We start from the raw sequence: 16,144 nt of genomic DNA on the forward strand, positions 1-16,144 counted from the left end.
TCAGTTACGAATAGTTTACTTGTTGCTTCAGAATTATAAAAGTGACAAAAGTAATCGATTGAGATGGATTAAAGCGAAAACCAGTAGTTGAATTTTATCATGAAAACATTGTCGGATTTCACGCCAAACAGGTCACCATAACTCTTGCTAACCGAGTAGTTACTACTTCGCTCGTAAAGTATACTGGAAGTGTTCCAAACCAGATAAAGTGTCGATCCCGGGCGAAATTCCCATCGGGCAACCAAGTTCGATCGCAACTCTTTGTAGTCGAAATTCGGATTTACGAATGCGTATTCTTCTCCTGTTTCGTCTTTTATACTGTAGCTGTTATTTTCGAGTTCAACAGACTCAGCCTGAAAATAGCGGTCATTCAGATCTTTACTGTCACCTTTATTTACCCTTCTAAAATCAGAGTATTTAGCAACCGAAGCATAAGGATTGGCATAATATTGTAAGGATATCTCCGGCGTAATGAAATACTCCAACCGCAGGGTTGTTGAAATCGTCTTACGATCCATTTTTCCAACCAGATACCCCGTTGAGTTATCTGAAAGCGAAAGTCTGCGAACATATTGGTGGTAATCTGTCATATCTTCATAGTCCATTTGTCCATAAATGGAAATCCGATCGCCAATTTGCCAGCGGACAGTAAAATTGTACCGATCTCTTTTTGATATCCCATCAACCGACCAGATGTAGTGCGGTCCTCCTGCAAAAAGTAGATTTTTTGCGTTGTTTGATTGAAAAAACAAGCGGGTTTCCCAGGTATCATCTTTAAACAATTTGGGGCCTCCTCTCAACTCACGGGTATCAAACACATTATAATCGTGTTCAAGAAATGCATGCATACGCCACAAATTTGTAAACCGGGTATACGAGTGGAGTTGAAATTCTTCTTTGGTTGTTTCACCTCCATAGCTCCATTCGTGCTTTTGAGTATATTTTAAGTAATAGTCACGAAAAATTCCAATCGGCTTATTCACTTGATACTTAAATTCGGCAATCCCTTCAAGGTAATCGGCCTGATACATATAGCCGAGGTTATTCAAATCTACACCGGGAGAGCGCCAGCTAAAGGTTCCATTCGCACGAAACTTGCCACTTTGTTTTCCTCCTGCAAGTTGTCCTCCATGACCGATTAAACTTGTTTTTGATGGATCATAAGTTAAGTGATCAGCATCTGGTCGTTGAAAATAATGCTGCGATGCCAATTGCAAGTCAGCAATAGCTTCTTCCGTTCCACCAATTCGGCTATAGAAACTCTTCAAATCAATAAAATACTTTCGCTTTTTCCAATTATGCTGAAAATCAACTCCTCCGACCAAGGACGAGTGAGGTAGAAACTCCAAATGCTCCTCATTGATCGAACTCACACTGGAAGTCACAATTCCGCCAAGCACGGTATTCCCTTCATTAAAATCTTGTTTTACACGACCAACAAAGTGATTCGAAAATGGCTCTACCGTAACTTGCTCTTCGTTGCCAGGAGAATAAACAGTGGCTTTTTCTTTTGCTGTAAAACTCTGAACAACTCCCAACGACAAGCCCTTCTTATTCTTCCCGGTTACCTTTAACGCACTAATAATCGATGTATTATCAGGCATCGACAGACTTTCATCCTGTTGAAGACCCGGCCGATAAGAAGGAGCACGTCCAATCCTTCGGGAGTAAAAAAGCAAATCGCGCCCCATGCTAAAGTCAAGTACATTATTTCCTTCCAGAAAAAACGGCCGCTTTTCATCGTAAAAAACTTCATACGACGACAAACTCAACTCTGAAGGGTCGGCTTCAACTTGTCCAAAATCAGGATTTACAGTATAGTCCAGTGTAAAATCGGAACTCAGACCAATCTTTCCATCTAGTCCGATGTCGAATCTTGTACTATTTTCCAGGTCGGTATTTGGCGAATACTTAAAGCTGGAGTATGGCAGAAACTCCATTTTTCGTTTTGCGTTAATGCCTTTTATTCCACGCAGTTCGCCAAATAAATAAACCATGGCTGGAGCATCAACCGGAATTAGCTTCCACTGATCTTCTTCCGAATTTCGATCAATCCATCGCCAAATGTGCATTCCCCACACCTGCTCTTCCTTATCAGAAAACCTCAGCTGACTAAAAGGAATACGCATCTCAATCGTCCACATCGAATCTTTTACTGCTGATTTACCCTCCCAAATGGCATCCCAATTATGATCCCATTGGTATGCTCCAAGATGCATGAGGTCAACCTTCTGGCCGGCAGCCGACACATTAAACTCAAAAGCTGTTCGTTTGTCTGCATACGAGTCAATAGCCACGCCTGCAATATCGCCGCTCATTTCATCTCGTCGACTTAATATGGATCTGATTTTTTCAGGCTCATCATCGTAGCATTTTAACGCGATGTATAGATTATCCTTATCATATAAAATACAGAATTCGGTTTGTTGCGATGGCGCATTTGCCTGTAAAGGCTGTTGCTGTACAAACCCACCCTCCCATTTCACATGTCTCCAGACAGCATCATCAAGCTCTCCATCAATTTTTATTTTTTCTGAAGTGAAGTCAGCGTGATACACTTTTATATCACTAGCTACTCGGTTAACCATTGAATCTGTAGATAGTGAATAGTCAGCATCACCCTGAGCGCAAACAGAACTCACTGAAAATACAAATCCAAAAAGCAGGATTAATTTAGATAGTGATTTTTGGTACAACATAGTTTTTCGATAAGGCTCGGCGAATATACATAATTTTTTACTTCATGTACTTCTTAACATTATTTTTTTTCAGGCGTAAAGATTAATTAATAATAGGCTTGCGAAAACTTTTTAGACCGAATATGGTTTTTATGGTAGAATTTAGGTCAAAAAGGACCTAATTAGACTATTTAATAAGACAAGTATTTGAAGTATTAAAAGTTTATTTATGAGTAAAATCAACAAAATCCTGGTGGCAAACCGGGGTGAAATTGCTGTCCGAATCATGCGCACCTGCCGTGAAATGGGCATAGCAACTGTTGCTGTTTTTTCCGAAGCCGACCGTACATCGATGCATGTTCGCTATGCTGATGAAGCATACTACGTTGGCCCGGCTCCTTCAAAAGACAGTTATTTAAAAGCTGATAAAATTATAGAAGTTGCTTTAAAATCAAAAGCTGATGCGATCCACCCAGGCTACGGCTTTTTATCTGAAAATGCCGCCTTTGCAAGGCTGTGTAAAGAAAACGGTATTATTTTTATTGGTCCTACTGCCGAAGTGATCGATAAAATGGGTGATAAAATTCAGGCTCGTAAAGCAATGATTGCGGCCGGTGTTCCTGTTGTTCCCGGAACTACGGAAGCCATCAAGTCAGAGGACGAAGCCATTGAGACCATTGAATCCATTGGGCTACCGGTTATGATTAAAGCTTCTGCCGGAGGTGGTGGCAAAGGAATGCGGCTAGTTGAAAAAGCGGCAAATGTTATTTCTGCCGTTCGTGCTGCTCGATCCGAAGCCCTGGCTTCTTTCGGCAATGATGCAGTTTACATTGAGAAATATGTAAGCTCACCGCACCATATCGAGTTTCAAGTGCTTGGAGACGAACACGGCAATGTGGTTCACCTTTTTGAGCGGGAATGCTCAATCCAAAGGCGACACCAAAAGATGGTAGAAGAAACACCTTCCGTGTTAATGACTGAGGAACTGCGCTACCAGATGGGCAAGCACGCCGTTGATGCCGCAAAAGCAGTAAATTATGTTGGAGCCGGAACCATTGAGTTTTTGGTAGACAACGATTTAAACTACTACTTTCTGGAAATGAATACGCGCTTGCAGGTTGAACATCCAATTACCGAACGGGTAACTGGAATCGATCTGGTTAAAAAGCAAATTGAAGTTGCCGGAGGAATGCACCTCAATTTAATTCAAAGTGAATTGGAACAGAAAGGTCACGCCATAGAATGCCGGATATATGCTGAAGATTCAGACAATAACTTTATGCCAAGTCCAGGGAAAATCCATGGTATTACCGAACCACTTGGGCTCGGGGTACGCACTGACGGCTATGTATACGAAGGCTATGAAATTCCAATTCACTACGATCCGATGATCTCCAAGCTCATTGTTTGGGCGCAAACCCGCGAAGAGGCAATCCAACGCATGCGAAGAGCCCTTTACGAGTACAAAATAACAGGAATCCGCAGTTCGCTAAAGTTTCTAAACCGGATTATGGAAACCCCTGATTTTGTGACAGGAAACTATGATACCAATTTCATTGAGAAGAATAGAACAACCTTGATGGCTGAAAGTGTCGAAGAATTGGAACAACAAGATATGGTTATTATTTCAGCCTATTTTGATTTCGTGAATCGCAAGAATAAAATTATTCCAACAAAAGAACTCAATCCGGCTAACAACCGCTGGAAAAAATATACTTACCAGAAAAATTTTGATCGTTTATAAAACAAAATAATTATGCCTATTGAAATTAAATTAGGTGACCGTATTGCTTCAGTTAAAATTTTAAATCAAAATGAAAACCTCATCGAGGTAATGGTCGATGATAAAACATACAATATCGACCTGATGCATAACGATGAAGGAACCTTTTCAATAATTGAGAACAATCGGTCTCATAATATTTCGCTGGTTCCATCACAAAAACCCAAGACCTACACTGCATTTACACTTCACAACACTTATGACTTGGAAGTGATTGATGCTGAAGCACGCTATATCCGTAATCGCGGAGCCGGAGCAATTGCCCAAAGTGAAAAACAGATAACAGCACCGATGCCCGGTAAAATTGTAAAAGTTTTGGTGAAAGAAGGCGAAGAAGTAAAACAAGGACAAACAGCGGTGATCATTTCGGCCATGAAAATGGAAAGTGAATATAAAGTCGCTATTGATGGTGTTGTAAAAGCTGTAAATGTTTCAGATGGAGACACGGTGGAATCAAACCAAGTATTGATTGAAATTGACTAATTCAGAGGACTATGGATTTAAAAAGCAAATTTGAGAAGTTTGAACAGACAAATATAGAAGCCGAATCTGGTGGTGGAGTTGAGCGCGTTGAAAAACAACACGCAGCAGGAAAAAAAACTGCGCGTGAGCGGATTGATGAACTTTTGGATCCGGGCACATTCAACGAAATAGACAAATTTGTCCTTCACCGCGCTACCGATTTTGGTATCGATAAAAAGAAATTTCGCGGAGACGGTGTCGTTTCCGGTTACGGAAAAATACATGACCGTCTGGTTTATGTATTCGCTCAGGATTTCACCGTTTTCGGAGGTACAATGAGCCGCTCCAATGCTGACAAAATCGTTAAAATACAAAAGATGGCCGTTGAAAACGGAGCACCTCTGATTGGGTTAAACGACTCTGGTGGTGCGCGTATTCAGGAAGGCGTACAAAGTTTAGCGGGATATGCTGATATCTTTTATAATAACGTTTTATCATCAGGAGTGATACCGCAAATTAGTACCATACTTGGGCCATGTGCCGGTGGTGCAGTTTATTCTCCTGCCTTAACCGATTTCATTTTCATGGTGAATGAAACCAGTCACATGTTTGTTACCGGCCCAGATGTAATCAGAACCGTAACGCATGAAGAAGTTTCTAAAGAAGACCTGGGCGGTGCTGTAACACATAGTTCGAGAAGTGGTGTTGCTCATTTTACCGGCGATAGTGAAGAGCAAACCATTATGATGGTTCGCGAATTGATCAGTTTCCTTCCATCGAACAACATGGAAGAACCCCCTCTACAAACCACAACCGACCCTATTGATCGAAAAGTTGATGCTTTACATGATGTCGTTCCGGTAGATCCAAATAAGCCGTACGACATGAAAGACATCATTTATAAAATTGTTGATGAAGAACATTTTCTCGAGGTTCAACCTCAATATGCATCGAACATTATTATAGGCTTTGCTCGTTTTGGGGGAAAATCTGTTGGAATTGTAGCCAACCAGCCATCTCATCTAGCGGGTGTTTTGGATATTAATTCGTCTTCAAAAGCTGCACGGTTTGTGCGTTTTTGCGATGCCTTCAATATCCCCCTGGTTACGCTTGTGGATGTTCCGGGATTCTTGCCAGGAACACAACAGGAATTCGGAGGCATCATTAAACATGGCGCTAAATTGCTGTATGCATTTGCCGAAGCCACCGTTCCTAAAATCACCCTAATTACTCGTAAAGCTTATGGAGGTGCTTACGACGTGATGTCGAGCAAACACATAGGCGGTGATATTAATTATGCCTACCCAACCGCCGAAATTGCAGTAATGGGGCCCGAGGGTGCAATAAATATTTTAAACCGAAAGATTACAGATCCGGAGGAAAAGGCCAAGGCAGTTGAAGAATACCGCGAAGCTTTTGCAAACCCATACAGGGCAGCTTCACTTGGCTACATTGATGAAATTATTTATCCGGAAGACACACGAATTAAGATTATCAACGCATTAGAAATGACAAACAACAAACGAAAATCGAACCTGCCAAGAAAGCATGGAAACATTCCACTATAATATAAATGATGTTACAGAAAATTGTTCGTTAGAAAATACAGCTAACGGACAATTTTCCGTTTACCTCGTTAAACGGTTTCACGCTATCGGAAAGTACGAAAATAGACAGACTGCTGAGGTTTATTTACTTTGAATAGTATCAAGTTTTTATTAGAATTGACATCGTGTTTGAAACATTAGATTTTGTAAACAAAACACCATTTTGTGCGTTGTTTCTAATGTATTTCAGACTAAATAGTCTTAATCACTAAATTACGATAAATGCTTTTAGAAAAAGCTGAAATGCTTACATCAAGCAATACAAAAACGGATGAGTTACTCAACGATTATTATATTGCTTATTTAAGCCGTCAATTGAGCGTCTTGGGTAAGCGGGAAGTACACAATGGCAGAGCTCATTTTGGTATTTTTGGTGACGGAAAAGAGCTAGCACAAGTAGCTTATGCCAAAACCTTTAAAAAAGGAGATTGGAGATCCGGATACTACCGCGATCAAACTTTCATGCTGGCTCTCGGACTGCTACAACCGGAAGAATTCTTTGCCATGATTTATGGTGATACCGATGATAAAATGAATCCATCAACCGGTGGAAGAAACTTCAACAATCACTTTTGTACTGCTAACATTAATGAGCAAGGAGAAATTAAAAATTTGTCTGAAAGCTATAACTCCAGCTCAGATATCAGCTCTACGGGAGGCCAAATGCCCCGACTACTCGGCTTGGCTCAAGCTTCGAAATTAGTGCGGGATAATGCATCGCTGGCAAAAGCACTGAATAACAATGTAACCGGTAATGAAGTTGCTTTCGGAAGTATTGGCGATGCCAGCACATCGGAAGGAATGTTTTTCGAAACAATCAATGCTGCCGGAGTTATGCAGGTTCCTTTAGCGGTATCAGTTTATGACGATGGATTTGGAATCAGCGTTCCGATCGAACTGCAAACAACGAAGTCAAGTATTTCTGAGGCGCTCAAAGGTTTTCAAAAGAAACGTGGAACGAATGGCATTTCGATTCACACCTGCCGGGGTTGGAACTATACCGAGCTGTTAGAAACTTTTGCAAAAGGTATTGACAACTGTAGAAAAACGCATACTCCGACCTTGTTTCATATTCAGGAAGTCACTCAATTGCTAGGGCACTCGACTTCCGGCTCACACGAGCGATATAAAAGTAAAGAGCGTTTGGAATGGGAGAAAGAATACGACTGTCTTTACCAATTCAAAATATGGTTGGTTGAAAATGGCATCAAGATGAACGCAATTTCAGCCATTGAAAATAAAGCCGCAAAGCGTGCCAAAGAAGCTAAAAACAAAGCGTGGAAGAACTATAGCAATGGATTTTTAAAGGAGGCCAACAGTCTTAAAAAGATCCTTAAAAACTTAGATAAACAGTCTTCAGGAGAAATCGATCATCTGGTTGAATTGGAGGAAATTGATCAAAGGACTTTTCCTACGCGCCGAAAATATTTGAGCTTTGCCCAACGTATTTATTACGATATTTTTAACACCACACAAGTTAAAGATGCTTGCAATGAATTGTACCACTGGATTGAAGAATTCAAAAATCAAAGTACCGATTTTTATAATCGTCAACTATACCGCGAAGGAGTTGACTCTGCATTGAATGTAGAAGCCGTAGCTCCTCAATATGGTAAAGAGGGAACCGAAGTGAACGGCTCAGGAATATTGAGCAATAACTTCAATTCGCTCTTTAACAAATACCCAAATCTGGTGACATTTGGGCAAGATACAGGAAAACTTGGTGGCGTAAACCAAGGCATGAAAGGGATGCAGGAAAAGTATGGAAACGATCGGGTTTCTGACGCCGGCATACGGGAAACAACGATTATTGGTCAGGGAATAGGATTGGCACTAAGAGGGTTTCGCCCAATTGCAGAAATTCAATATCTCGATTATTTGATTTATGCACATTCTACCCTGAGCGACGATTTAGCCAGTATGCAATATCGCACAAAAGGCAAACAGTCTGCACCTCTTATTATTCGTACCCGTGGACATCAGCTACAAGGCATGTGGCATGCCGGTTCACCCATGCAAATGATACTTGGATCGTTGCGCGGATTGTATCTGTGTGTACCACGTAATATGACACAAGCTGCAGGTTTTTATAATACGCTTTTATCGGCTAACGATCCGGCGTTGGTTATTGAACCATTAAAAGGCTACAACACCAAAGAGCCACTTCCCCAAAACCTGGGCGAGTTTAAAATCCCGCTTGGTGTTCCTGAAGTGATGGTTGAAGGTTCGGATGTTACTCTTGTGACTTATGCCTGGAATGTTAATCACTCCATTAAGGCGGCCGAGCTACTTGACACGAAGGGAATTTCAGTAGAGGTTATAGATGTTCAAACCCTCTTACCCTTCGATGTTCATCATCGAATTCTGGAATCGATCAAAAAAACGGGCAAGGTCATCTTTGTGGATGAAGATGTGCCGGGAGGTGGAACAGCCTATATGATGCAAAAAGTGATTGAAGAACAACAAGCATTCAATTATCTGGACACTGCCCCTCGAACGCTTACAGCGAAAGCGCATCGTCCGGCATATGGAATTGACGGTGAGTTTTTTAGCAAACCAAACGTCGAACAGATCTTTGAAAATATTTACGAAATGATGCGAGAGGTAGATATCAAAAAGTATCCCAAATTGTAAGCGATCGCTTTCCTTGCTTTAGTCACGCCAAAACTGTTTTTTTTCGTTTAAAAGATATCGAATTTTCAAAGGAGCCTTAAACCAGATCCTATAAATCAAAATTCCTGCTTTTAAAATGCAAATCACGTTGTGGAAATGGGATCTCAACTTTGTTTTCCCGGAACTGAAGATCAATTTCAAAGCGTAGATCGCTTTTGATATTCTCGACCATGAAGTCATTAGCTGTCCAGAAATACAACTCAAAATCAAGCGAAGACTCACCAAAATCATTAAATCGAACAAATGCGGCCGGGGTCTTCACAATTTGAGAGTGATCTTTAGCAGCCTCAAGTAATATTCGTTCCACCAACCTGACATCAGAACCATAAGCAACGCCCACAGGAACATAAAACCGGGTGACATCGGCATTGTGACTCCAGTTGATCACTTGCTGCCCTGTAAACCGAGAGTTGGGTACAATAATAACAACATTGTCGCGCGTCAACACTTTTGAAACACGTAAGCCAATTTCCAGCACGCGCCCTACAACGCCCTCCATTTCTACCACATCGTCCACTTCAATCGATCCATCAAATAAAATGATAATGCCTGAAAAGAAGTCGTTAAAAATATGTTGTAAGCCGAATCCAACACCAATCAACAGAGCTGATACACTGGCAATAATCAAGGTAATTTCGAATCCAAGTGAGCCAATTGCCACACTAATCCCCAGCATCCAAATAATGTATTTAACAATCTGAAGGAACGACTTCCCCCTCCCCTTATCCAGTTTTTTACTATCAATCCGATCATCGAACCAATACTCTACTAAAAAAGATAAACCCCTGACAATATACAGTATGACCAGAATGATGAAAATATTAAAAATCTGCAGCTTGAGTTTTTCTCCGTCATACAATATGTAATTAAAAACTACGGAACTTTTAATACCCAGCACTTCAAGTGCAATAAAAAAGAAGCTGATCCATCCCAACAACCTGGCTCCTTGCAACAAATAGCGAGAAAAACGAAAAGAAATATGTTTATTTGTCAGCAGTTTTTTAATGAATCGATGTAATAAACGTATTATTAGAAACGCAACAAAGCCTATCGCAATGATCAAAATCAAATCCAACAGATCAACCCTGAACACGTTATTTTCGAATAAAACAAGTTCTTTAAGTTTAGTCAGCATCGTCAATATCTATAATAATATTTTCAAGTATATTACTCAAATCAATCCCCGAGAGATTGTGCCTAAGCTCGCCAGCTAAAGCAACCGAAATCCTTCCGGTTTCTTCAGAAACAATAATAGCGCAAGCATCAGTGTTTTCGGTAATCCCAACTGCTGCCCGATGTCGCAATCCAAACAGCGGATTTAAATCTTCCTTATTGGTCAGCGGCAAAATACATCTTGCTGCCATTATTTTGTTCCCGTTAATGATTACAGCTCCATCATGTAAAGGGGTATTTTTAAAAAAAACGGTCTCCAGTAAACTATCCGAAATCCGAGCATTCAATTTTTCACCTGTTCTGATATACTCTTTCAGCTCCGAGTTTTGCGCCACAACAATTAAAGCTCCTGTTTTTACTTTCGCCATGTTTTCGCACGCTCTAACAATCATTTTCAAATGTTGTCCTGAAGCTGACTTCGTTTTTAAATTGAATAATTTTTCAACGCTCAGAAAGCGATTTACCTGTGGATTACTCCCAATCAACAATAAAAAGCGTCGGATTTCGGGTTGAAACACGACAATCAGAGCCAAAATACCGACCCCAATAAACTGTCCCATAAATGATCCGAGCAACTCCATATTTAGCGCTCTCACCAGCAACCAGAATAGGTACACTAAAAAAAGCCCAATAAAAATATTAAAGGCTACGGTTCCTTTAATCAGCAAGTATAGCTGGTAAAGCAAAAACGCCACCAGCAATATGTCTAAAACATCTAAAAACCTTAATGTTATAAATAAGCTCATAAATTAGCCGTCTCCTTAAGCATGGTAAAAATCTTTACCGACTCAACAGCATCTTTCACATCGTGCACCCTCAAAATATCAGCTCCACCAAGCAGTGCCATTGTATTAGCCGTAATTGTTCCTCCTAAACTTTGTTCGGCATCAACTTCCAACAACTTATGGATCATTGATTTTCGGCTCATACCGACCATTACCGGCAATTGAAAAACCTTAAAGGAATCCAACCGATTTAGCAAATCATAATTATTCCCTAAGGTTTTACCAAAACCAAAACCCGGATCAAGAATAACATCTTTGACTCCCGCTTTGGTCAGTTTTCGTACTTTTTCAGAAAAATACTTCGAAATATCTTTTATTATATCATCATATTGAGGATCGTCCTGCATCGTTTGAGGCGTTCCTTTCATGTGCATCAAAATGTACGGCATTCCCAACTTCCCAACGGTGTCAAACATGTGCTCATCAAAATCACCCCCTGAAATATCGTTGATGATACAACCGCCACATTCATCAATTACGCGCAATGCCACCCACGAACGAAAAGTATCGATTGAAATTGGAGCCTGCGGAAACCGTTTCCGAATGGCGGTTACCGCCGGCAATAAGCGGGTCAGTTCTTCCTTTGTTGAAATGGCATCAGCACCCGGACGAGATGACACTGCTCCAATATCGATAATGCTTACCCCCTCTTCCAGCATCTGTTCGGCACGCTGTAGAATGGCATCTTCGATTACATATTTTCCTCCGTCAAAAAAAGAATCGGGGCTTACGTTTAAAATCCCCATCACAACGGGGTTTGACAGGTCGATTAGTTGCCCATTAACATTGATCGTATGTTTTCGTTTAAAGAACTTACTTGCTGAGCTTGTGATCAACATAAAACCTAAGTATTAGATAAGTTAAACAATGCTTCATACAAAAGTATAATAAAGCCAACAAAATACGCATTTTTTCCTATTTTTATGGCTCAAAATTAAATGCACAAAATGGAAAGAACCATTGAACAATACAATCATATTATTGAAATTTGTGAGGATATTTTCGTTAAAAAAATGAAAGATTACGGAGTTGCCTGGCGTATTTTGCGTCCCAGCTCTATGACTGATCAAATCTTCATCAAAGCTCAGCGAATACGAAGCATTGAAATGAAGGAAAACATGAAAGTTGATGAAGGTAGTCGCTCAGAATATATCGGAATTATCAATTACTGCATCATGGCACTTGTTCAGCTTGAAAAAGGGATTGCCGATAAAGATGACCTTACTGAAGAGGAAACCCTTGAGCTTTACCTGAATTATTTCAATCAAGCTAAAGACCTGATGCTAAACAAAAACCATGACTACGATGAGGCTTGGCGTCAAATGCGAATCAGCTCCATTACCGATCTTATTCTGATGAAGATTAAGCGAACAAAACAGATAGAAGATAATGCCGGAAAGACAATTATCTCGGAAGGAATTGATGCTAATTATTTAGACATGATCAATTACGCCGTTTTTGCGTTAATTAAGCTAGAATATAAAGAATAGAGGAATTTTATGAAAACATTGTGGCACATTGCCCGAATTCTGCTCGGGTTGGTTTTTATCTTTTCAGGTTTTGTAAAAGGCGTTGATCCTTGGGGAATGGCTTATAAGTTCACCGATTATTTTAATGTCTGGGGTATGGATTCCCTAACGTCATTCGCGCTCCCACTTGGTATTTTGTTATCGGCAACAGAATTTGCCATTGGCATTGCGCTGGTTTTCAATGTTTTTATCTCACTCACCTCGACCCTTGCGGTATTGATGATGTTTTTTTTCACGGTTCTTACTTTTATTTTGGCTTTGACGAATCCGGTTACCGACTGTGGTTGTTTTGGTGATGCATTAATATTAACCAATTGGGAAACCTTTTTTAAAAATATCGTATTTCTTGCGTTCGCAATTATTGTTTTTGCCTATCGCAAACGACATCATCCCGGAAATTTTAAACCAATTGCCTCCATGATGGCAATCTCTACAATACTGGTGTTTGCTTATCTAGTTGACTACTCGTACAACCACCTTCCCATTATCGATTTTCGACCTTACAAAATTGGTGTGAATATTCCTGAGGGAATGACTGTACCCGACGATGCTCCTATAGATGTGTATGAAAACACCTTGTACTATAAAAACAAAAAGACAGGAGAAGTAAAGCAGTTCACTGAAGATAATTCCCCCTGGCAAGATTCCACAACTTGGGAATTTGAATCAATCGACACGAAATTGGTACAGGAAGGCTACAAAGCTCCAATTCACAATTTTTTCATAGAAACACCAGAAGGAGAAGACATTAAAGACTTTTTCCTTTACGATGAGAATTATACTTTTTTCTTCATCTCTAAACACCTCGATGACGCCGACACTTCTAATTTAGAACAGCTGAAAGAACTGGCTCAATACGCAAATGACCAAGGGATGAATTTTATAGGATTAACTTCTTCGCTCCCCGAAAACATTGACGCCTACATTGCCGAACATGATTTACCCTTCGAAATGTTTAATGCCGACGAGATTACCTTAAAAACAATGATCCGTTCAAACCCAGGGCTAATGCTTATTAAAAATGGTACCATTCTGGATAAATGGCATTACAACGACTTTCCAACAATTGAAGAATTTGAGAAGCAATTAAAATACTTCGAAGTGCTAGGGAAATAGATTTTTCTAACAAACTCATATTCATCTTTTTTAATACAAGTTCATTTTGTACTTTTGATAATATCAATAGTGCAAAATGAACCCAAACCATTACAGCCTTAAAAACGGTACATCCCAAAATCACTTTAAAAACATTAAAGGCTTGTACAAAACCGGATTGATTCTCATCCTGTGCTTGGGCTTCATTGCGACCTTTGCCAAAGAGACTGCTTTGTATAAGGTGGGACTCCCAAATGTCCCCGGTTTTATGTCTCACGGCCAAAATGGAGAAGTAAAAGGATTTCCGTTGGTACTGTTCGAGAAAATAGCTCAAGATGAAAATATTCAATTTGAATGGGTCGATGGATCATGGAATGAGCTTTTCATTAAAGTGCAAACCGGGGAAATTGATGTGTTGCCGGGCACACAGGAAACGGCTAAGCGAAAAGAAATACTTGACTTTACCGATGCCAATTTGTACACCATGTGGAGCGAGCTCTATATGCACAAGCAAACTGACTTCAAGAATATACTTCAGCTTGAGAATAAAAAAATAGGACTGGTTGTTGACGACAACAATGCCGCTGGTTTTCTTGACTACATCAACGAATTCGATATCGAAATACAAGCGATATACATCGATAGTCATTCCGAAGCCTTAAACAGGCTGAAGAGGAAAGAACTGTTTGCCATTGTAGGTCCATCTCCGAATTTGTTGGGTGAACTCCCACCAGAAGTGGTTAGCTCTGGCCTGTATTTTAACCCCACCGAGTTGAAATATTCTTTCCCAATTGGCAAAAATGAAGCTTTGCGAAAAATGATCGACCACCGCCTGTCTATATACAAAAGCATTCCTAACTCAATATATTATCAACTAATTACTGATTACAAAAGGGCTGTTTTCGAGCAATCTCACTGGGTTCTGCCAATCTGGTTACAATTTTTGATCTACGGATTTATCACTCTTTTTGGTGTTGCTTTTCTTTTTATAGCAGTGCTAAGACAACAAGTAAAAACAAGAACCCGGGAACTGAAAGACCGGGATACCTATTTGCACAAAGCAATGGAAGTTGGAGAAATGGGAACCTGGGAAATGAGTTTGGAGACTAGAAAAATTTACTGGTCTGACGAAGTGTATAGTTTTACTGGGATAAACAAAGAAAAAGAATATTTGACTGCAGAATATATCAAGAGTATTATTCATCCTGATGATCTTGAGGATGTAATAAATTTTTTTAGGAAAATTGACCAGAAAGACACGATCGAAAAAGAATGCCGGATAATTAACAAGCTGAATCAAACAATTTACGTCCGGCTTGTCGGTCAGCTTTTAAAAAATGAGCAACAAATTCCTGTAAAATCTATCGGAATCATCCAAATGATAACAAATCAGAAACTGCATGAACAAGAGCTAATTAAAGCAAAAGAAACAGCCGAAAAAAACGAAAAACTGAAATCAGCTTTTTTAGCAAATATGAGTCACGAGATAAGAACCCCACTGAACTCAATCATTGGCTTTTCAGACTTAATTGCGTCTAATGAGGTTGAAGAAGATAGAAAACAGGATTTCATCAATATTATCATCAAACAAAATGAAACCCTACTGACAATCATTAACGATGTTATTGATATTTCGAAAATAGAAACCAACTCGCTTGAAATCGTAAAAAAAAGAACCGAAGTAAAACCTTTACTGAAAAGTATCTATGACCAACACAAAGAAGATTGTCCTGCTTCGATCGACTTTAAACTAGATATTCAGTTGGATTATTACAATTGCATCATCAATACCGATCAAACTCGCCTGGAACAGATATTAAACAACTTTATTTCGAATGCATTTAAATATACGCCTGAAGGTATTGTTACACTAGGGTGTCGAGAATCATCCATTCCCGGCAATTTTGATCTTTTCGTTAAAGATACTGGCATCGGTATTTCCAAAGAGGACCGGGCACTTCTATTTTCTCGATTTACTCAAGTCGATAATTTAAAGCAAGGTGCCGGTTTAGGACTAGCGATCTCTCATTCTCTTGCGCAATTGCTCGGCTCAAAAATTCATGTTATTTCTAAAAAAGGTAAAGGATCGGAGTTCTATTTAAGCTTTCCGCTTTTCGAAGCCTGACACTACAAGTAATTTCCGACATATTGCAAAAAAATCCCCCGCCGGTAAGGTGAGAGAAAGGATTTTGGCGGGGGTTTAAGTTATTAATACAACCCGAAATTAATCAAATTTTACTTTTCCTGGAACAATCGCCTCTGTTTTCTTTCCAAATTTCTTACATTTAATCTTAATCGATAAAAAAACAAAACCTAAAAAGAAGTACACAAACCACTATCTGCAAAAGCTTCTTCCAAT

Annotated in this window: 11 protein-coding genes; 7 read left to right on the forward strand and 4 right to left on the reverse strand. The window is 39.8% G+C overall.

Going from position 1 to position 16,144, the window contains the following annotated elements; genetic code table 11:
- Positions 1-68 precede the first annotated feature (68 nt).
- Complete coding sequence (locus ACTB00_RS06570; RefSeq protein ID WP_463299114.1) at positions 69-2,699, reverse strand: DUF5916 domain-containing protein; 2,631 nt, start codon at positions 2,697-2,699, stop codon at positions 69-71.
- A 208-nt stretch (positions 2,700-2,907) separates the two neighbouring features.
- On the opposite strand from ACTB00_RS06570, the gene accC reads away from it, so the two are divergent.
- The 4 genes from accC (at position 2,908) to ACTB00_RS06590 (ending at position 9,164) form a co-directional block, all read left to right on the forward strand.
- Positions 2,908-4,422, forward strand: a complete 1,515-nt coding sequence (accC, locus tag ACTB00_RS06575) for an acetyl-CoA carboxylase biotin carboxylase subunit (protein WP_463299115.1) — start codon at positions 2,908-2,910, stop codon at positions 4,420-4,422.
- Between the two features lie 12 nt (positions 4,423-4,434).
- The gene (locus ACTB00_RS06580; protein ID WP_321289886.1) at positions 4,435-4,944 is read left to right on the forward strand and encodes an acyl-CoA carboxylase biotin carboxyl carrier protein subunit; all 510 of its coding nucleotides are present in this window, start codon (positions 4,435-4,437) and stop codon (positions 4,942-4,944) included.
- 11 nt (positions 4,945-4,955) lie between these two features.
- The gene (locus ACTB00_RS06585) at positions 4,956-6,491 is read left to right on the forward strand and encodes an acyl-CoA carboxylase subunit beta (protein WP_463299116.1); all 1,536 of its coding nucleotides are present in this window, start codon (positions 4,956-4,958) and stop codon (positions 6,489-6,491) included.
- Between the two features lie 261 nt (positions 6,492-6,752).
- Positions 6,753-9,164, forward strand: coding sequence for an alpha-ketoacid dehydrogenase subunit alpha/beta (locus ACTB00_RS06590; protein WP_463299117.1), 2,412 nt, complete (start codon positions 6,753-6,755; stop codon positions 9,162-9,164).
- Positions 9,165-9,252: 88 nt separating this feature from the next.
- Here the strand turns inward: ACTB00_RS06590 and ACTB00_RS06595 are convergent, their stop codons facing one another.
- Genes ACTB00_RS06595 through folP form a run of 3 tightly spaced genes read right to left on the reverse strand, consistent with a single transcriptional unit; the run spans position 9,253 to position 12,000 of the window.
- The gene (locus ACTB00_RS06595; protein WP_463299119.1) at positions 9,253-10,338 is read right to left on the reverse strand and encodes a mechanosensitive ion channel family protein; all 1,086 of its coding nucleotides are present in this window, start codon (positions 10,336-10,338) and stop codon (positions 9,253-9,255) included.
- Positions 10,328-11,122 carry a diadenylate cyclase CdaA gene (cdaA, locus tag ACTB00_RS06600; RefSeq protein WP_463299120.1) on the reverse strand — a complete coding sequence of 265 codons (795 nt, stop codon included), beginning with the start codon at positions 11,120-11,122 and terminating at the stop codon, positions 10,328-10,330. The genes ACTB00_RS06595 and cdaA overlap by 11 nt, the downstream gene beginning before the upstream one ends.
- The gene (gene folP, locus ACTB00_RS06605; RefSeq protein WP_463299121.1) at positions 11,119-12,000 is read right to left on the reverse strand and encodes a dihydropteroate synthase; all 882 of its coding nucleotides are present in this window, start codon (positions 11,998-12,000) and stop codon (positions 11,119-11,121) included. The genes cdaA and folP overlap by 4 nt, the downstream gene beginning before the upstream one ends.
- Before the next feature lie 108 nt (positions 12,001-12,108).
- Here folP and ACTB00_RS06610 point away from each other — a divergent pair, with 108 nt between their 5' ends.
- From ACTB00_RS06610 to ACTB00_RS06620, 3 genes are all read left to right on the forward strand, one after another.
- The gene (locus ACTB00_RS06610) at positions 12,109-12,651 is read left to right on the forward strand and encodes a DUF1599 domain-containing protein (RefSeq protein ID WP_463299122.1); all 543 of its coding nucleotides are present in this window, start codon (positions 12,109-12,111) and stop codon (positions 12,649-12,651) included.
- 9 nt (positions 12,652-12,660) lie between these two features.
- Positions 12,661-13,806 (forward strand): BT_3928 family protein, encoded by a 1,146-nt coding sequence (locus ACTB00_RS06615; protein WP_463299123.1) that lies wholly within the window; start codon positions 12,661-12,663, stop codon positions 13,804-13,806.
- A gap of 76 nt (positions 13,807-13,882) precedes the next feature.
- Positions 13,883-15,910, forward strand: coding sequence for an ATP-binding protein (locus ACTB00_RS06620; protein WP_463299124.1), 2,028 nt, complete (start codon positions 13,883-13,885; stop codon positions 15,908-15,910).
- Positions 15,911-16,144 lie beyond the last annotated feature (234 nt).

This window comes from Sunxiuqinia sp. (assembly GCF_055140945.1).

What these genes read in the sequence shown, in the direction of transcription:
- ACTB00_RS06570 (WP_463299114.1), bottom strand. Translation starts at nt 2,699, where the DNA reads ATGTTGTACCAAAAATCACTATCTAAATTAATCCTGCTTTTTGGATTT.
- accC (WP_463299115.1), top strand. Translation starts at nt 2,908, where the DNA reads ATGAGTAAAATCAACAAAATCCTGGTGGCAAACCGGGGTGAAATTGCT.
- ACTB00_RS06580 (WP_321289886.1), top strand. Translation starts at nt 4,435, where the DNA reads ATGCCTATTGAAATTAAATTAGGTGACCGTATTGCTTCAGTTAAAATT.
- ACTB00_RS06585 (WP_463299116.1), top strand. Translation starts at nt 4,956, where the DNA reads ATGGATTTAAAAAGCAAATTTGAGAAGTTTGAACAGACAAATATAGAA.
- ACTB00_RS06590 (WP_463299117.1), top strand. Translation starts at nt 6,753, where the DNA reads ATGCTTTTAGAAAAAGCTGAAATGCTTACATCAAGCAATACAAAAACG.
- ACTB00_RS06595 (WP_463299119.1), bottom strand. Translation starts at nt 10,338, where the DNA reads ATGCTGACTAAACTTAAAGAACTTGTTTTATTCGAAAATAACGTGTTC.
- cdaA (WP_463299120.1), bottom strand. Translation starts at nt 11,122, where the DNA reads ATGAGCTTATTTATAACATTAAGGTTTTTAGATGTTTTAGACATATTG.
- folP (WP_463299121.1), bottom strand. Translation starts at nt 12,000, where the DNA reads ATGTTGATCACAAGCTCAGCAAGTAAGTTCTTTAAACGAAAACATACG.
- ACTB00_RS06610 (WP_463299122.1), top strand. Translation starts at nt 12,109, where the DNA reads ATGGAAAGAACCATTGAACAATACAATCATATTATTGAAATTTGTGAG.
- ACTB00_RS06615 (WP_463299123.1), top strand. Translation starts at nt 12,661, where the DNA reads ATGAAAACATTGTGGCACATTGCCCGAATTCTGCTCGGGTTGGTTTTT.
- ACTB00_RS06620 (WP_463299124.1), top strand. Translation starts at nt 13,883, where the DNA reads ATGAACCCAAACCATTACAGCCTTAAAAACGGTACATCCCAAAATCAC.